General features: G+C 71.9%; 4 protein-coding genes. 2 read left to right on the top strand and 2 right to left on the bottom strand.

Annotated features, from left to right (window positions below; genetic code table 11):
* Positions 1 to 86 precede the first annotated feature (86 nt).
* Positions 87 to 2,204, bottom strand: coding sequence for a glycogen debranching protein GlgX (glgX, locus tag ABZ854_RS37070; protein WP_361220422.1), 2,118 nt, complete (start codon positions 2,202 to 2,204; stop codon positions 87 to 89).
* Between the two features lie 23 nt (positions 2,205 to 2,227).
* Positions 2,228 to 2,740 (bottom strand): pep a2, encoded by a 513-nt coding sequence (locus ABZ854_RS37065; protein ID WP_361220419.1) that lies wholly within the window; start codon positions 2,738 to 2,740, stop codon positions 2,228 to 2,230.
* Positions 2,741 to 3,047: 307 nt separating this feature from the next.
* Here ABZ854_RS37065 and ABZ854_RS37060 point away from each other — a divergent pair, with 307 nt between their 5' ends.
* On the top strand, positions 3,048 to 3,347 hold the full coding sequence (locus ABZ854_RS37060) for a DUF5133 domain-containing protein (protein ID WP_129311325.1): 300 nt from the start codon (positions 3,048 to 3,050) through the stop codon (positions 3,345 to 3,347).
* A gap of 110 nt (positions 3,348 to 3,457) precedes the next feature.
* On the top strand, positions 3,458 to 4,040 hold a 583-nt coding region (locus ABZ854_RS37055), incomplete at its 3' end, for a maltotransferase domain-containing protein (RefSeq protein ID WP_361220416.1).

Genomic DNA, 4,040 nt, shown 5'->3' with positions numbered 1-4,040 from the left:
TCCCCGCGCCCCTTCAGGGGCGCGGGGAACTGCGCGAGCGGGTACGACGGACCCGCACCCGGCGACGTGGCGCGCCCGCCTGACGGTTACCCGGGGTTTCTCGGTGGGCGCGAGAGCACGACCATGCTGCGGGCCTCCACGCGGAGCCTCGTGCCGGCCTTGCGTTCGCGTTCGTCGGGGATGCCGTCGGGCTCGGCGGTGTCGACGAGGGTGGTCCAGCGCTCGCCGAAGGTGTCGTCGGGCAGGCGGAAGTCGACCGGTTCCCAGTAGCCGTTGAGGAGCAGCAGGAACGAGTCGTCGATCAAGCGCCGCCCGTGGAAGTCGCGTTCGGCGATGGCCTCGCCGTTGAGGAACACGCCGACCGAGTGCGCGTCGTCCCGGTGCCAGTCCCGGTCGGTCATCTCCCGTGCGTCGGGCCGCAGCCACATCAGGTCGGGCAGCGGCTCGTCGGCGTGGGTGGCGGGTTCGCCGTGGAAGAAGCGGCGCCGGCGCAGCACCGGGTGCGCGGCGCGCAGGGCGATGAGGTGCCGGGTGAACACGGTCAGCGCGTGCTGCTCGTCGCTGAGGTCCCAGTCGATCCAGGACAACTCGTTGTCCTGGCAGTAGGCGTTGTTGTTGCCCCGCTGGCTGCGGCCGAGTTCGTCCCCGTGGCAGAGCATCGGGATGCCCTGCGAGAGCAGCAGCGTGGCCAGCAGGTTGCGCTGCTGACGGGCGCGCAGTTCGAGGACGGCCGGGTCGTCGGTGTCGCCCTCCGCCCCGCAGTTCCAGGACCGGTTGCTGCTCTCGCCGTCCCGGTTGCCCTCGCCGTTGCCCTCGTTGTGCTTGTCGTTGTACGACACGAGGTCGCGCAGGGTGAAGCCGTCGTGCGCGGTGACGAAGTTGACGCTCGCCCGCGGCCGGCGCCGGCTGTGCCCGTACAGGTCGGACGAGCCGGCCAGCCGGGAGGCGAACTCGCCGAGGGAGCCGGGTTCGGCCCGCCAGAAGTCCCGTACGGCGTCGCGGTAGGGGCCGTTCCACTCCGACCACAGCGGCGGGAAGTTGCCCACCTGGTAGCCGCCCTCGCCGACGTCCCAGGGCTCGGCGATCAGCTTGACGCGGCTGATCACCGGGTCCTGCTGGATGAGGTCGAAGAACGCCGACAGCCGGTCCACCTCGTGGAACTGCCGGGCCAGGGTGGCCGCGAGGTCGAAGCGGAAGCCGTCGACGTGCATCTCGGTCACCCAGTACCGCAGCGAGTCCATGATCAGCTGCAGGACGTAGGGGTGCCGCATCAGCAGGCTGTTGCCGGTGCCGGTGGTGTCGTAGTAGTGCCCCCAGTCGCCGTCGACGAGACGGTAGTAGGAGGCGTTGTCGATGCCCCGGAAGGACAGCGTGGGGCCGCGCTCGTTGCCCTCGGCGGTGTGGTTGTAGACCACGTCGAGGATCACTTCGAGCCCGGCCTGGTGCAGCGCCTTCACCATGGCCTTGAACTCGTTGACCTGCTGGCCGCGGGTGCCGAAGGCGGCGTAGGCGTTGTGCGGGGCGAAGAAGCCGATGGTGTTGTAGCCCCAGTAGTTGGCGAGGCCCCGGTCCTGGAGGACGCCGTCCTGCACGAACTGGTGCACCGGCATCAGCTCCACGGCGGTGACGCCGAGCGAGGTCAGGTGCTCGATCACGGCGGGATGGGCCAGGGCGGCGTAGCTGCCGCGCAGCCGTTCGGGGACGTCCGGGTGGGTGCGGGTCAGGCCGCGCACGTGGGCCTCGTAGATCACCGAGTCGGAGTACGGCCGCCTCGGCGGGCGGTCGTCGCCCCAGTCGAAGTAGGGGTCGGTGACCACGCCGAGCATGGAGTGCCCGGCGCTGTCGGCGCCCGCCGGTCCGTCCTGGGCGCGCTCGTACAGCGAGGCGTGGTTGTCGATCTGGCCGTCCACCGCGCGGGCGTACGGGTCGAGCAGCAGCTTCGCCGGATTGCAGCGGTGGCCGAGGGCGGGCTGCCAGGGACCGTGCACCCGGTAGCCGTAGCGCTGTCCCGGGCCGACCCCGGGCAGGTAGGCGTGCCACACGAATCCGTCGACCTCGTGCAGCCGGACGGGTGTCTCCGTGCCGGTGTCGTCGACGAGGATCAGCTCGACGCGTTCGGCGACCTCGCTGAAGAGGGCGAAGTTGGTGCCCTGTCCGTCGAACGCGGCACCCAACGGGTAGGGGTGCCCGCTCCACACGGGCACCCCGTTCCGGGACTTCCGGGCGGTCACCGGCTGCCCTCCAGGGCGTCGTCCGCGGCGGGCGCCGGGGCGGCCAGGGCGGCCACCGGCAGCTCGCGCGGTACCTGGAGCACCTGGCGCAGGGACGGCGCCGGGGCGGTCGGCACCAGCGGAGCGTGCCGGCCGGCGCGGGCCCGCTGGGAGAACCAGATGATCGTGCTGCCGGTGTCCGAGGCGCAGCAGCCCCAGCCGTCGCTCATGGCGGCGATGTCCGCCAGGCAGGGGCGCAGGTCCTGGTCGGGGCGCAGGTCGCGGTCGTCCTCGCCGACCGCGGTGATGAGGTGCTGGCCGTTCCACCACATCTCGATGGACGTGTGCTTGTCCGTCGCGTGCTGGTCGATGGCCCGCAGCAGCAGTTCGGCGCCGCGGCAGACGGGAGCCACGAGATTGTCGAGGTCCCAGTAGCGGAGGTGGGCGGCCAGGATGCGGCTGACCTGTCCCACCCGTTCGGGGCTGACTTCCACGTCGAGGTGGTAGTAGCAGGGCACTGCGGTCTTCATCGTCGCTTGCTCCTCACCGGCGAAGCTCCCGCTCCCCTCGCCCCCGCCCGGGACCGATCCCGGACACGAAGCGTGAGCGCTGATCGCTTCTGAGTCACCCTCCACAGTGGGACCGCTACGCCATTCGTGCAACACGAGCACCAGGGGCGACCAGAATGGTTGAAGATCCAACAAGACGCTTCGTGTCCACGCGTGCACCATAAGTGAAAGCCTCGATCGCCGTAACGGTGCCGTGCCCACCTGTGCGCGGACACCACCCGACCGTCGGGAACGCGCCCAGTCGAGAGCGTGGAGGGTGAACAGGGCCATGCTGCTACCCGCCAAGGCCGAAGTGGCCCGGCAGTTGCGGCGTTACCGGGCGTGGGAGCGCGTGATGCTCGCCTCGCCGCACGACCGCACGGTCCGGGCCACATTCGAGGACTCGGGCTACACCCTGTGCGTGCTGATGGGGAAGCGCTGCGCCCGGGAGGCCGCGGACGCGGCCGAACGGTATCTGCGCAGCACGCTGGTCACCTACCTGCAGGAGCAGGACGGGCGGCCGGTCTCGCGCCGGGCCGGGCGGCGGGCTCCGCCGGCCGGACGGCGTTCCGCGGCGGGCCGGCCCTGAGCCGGCCCCGCACAGTGGCGTTCCACGCGGCAGGGCACCGGCCCTGGCGCGCACCAGGACCGCGAAGCCGGGCCCCGCGCCCGGCTTCGCGCACGGCGGAGGTGAGATGGATGAGTACGGCCCCGGTCATCGGCCGCGTCCCGGTACGTGACGTGAAGCCGGCCGTGGAGGGCGGCAGGCGCCCGGCGAAGGCGGTGGCCGGGGAGTCGTTCGAGGTGTCGGCCACCGTGTTCCGGGAGGGACACGACGCCCTCGGCGCGAACGTCGTCCTCCGCGATCCCAAGGGGCGTCCCGGCCCCTGGACGCCGATGCGCGAGCTGTCCCCGGGCAGCGACCGCTGGGGCGCGGAGGTCACGCCGGACGCGCCCGGCCGCTGGACCTTCGAGGTGGAGGCCTGGAGCCATCCGCTGGCCACCTGGCACCACACGGCCCGCGTCAAGCTGCCCGCAGGGATCGACACCGGGCTGGTGCTGGAGGAGGGCTCCGAACTGTACGCGCGCGCGGCGGCCGGTGTCCCCAAGGGCCCGAAGCGCAAGCTGGTCCTGGCCGCCGCCAAGGCCCTCGGCGACGACTCGCTCTCGCTTCACGCGCGCGTGAAGGCGGCGCTGGCGCCGGAGGTGGCGGAGGTGCTGGCACGCCATCCGCTGCGGGAACTGGTCACCGTCTCGGAGCCGATGCCGCTGCTGGTGGAAC

The sequence above is a fragment of the Streptomyces sp. NPDC047028 genome (genome assembly GCF_040644095.1).
Classification (GTDB): Bacteria; Actinomycetota; Actinomycetes; order Streptomycetales; family Streptomycetaceae; genus Streptomyces.
The sequence above is the reverse complement of the archived record's forward strand: the minus strand, read 5'-3'. Positions and strand labels throughout refer to the sequence as shown.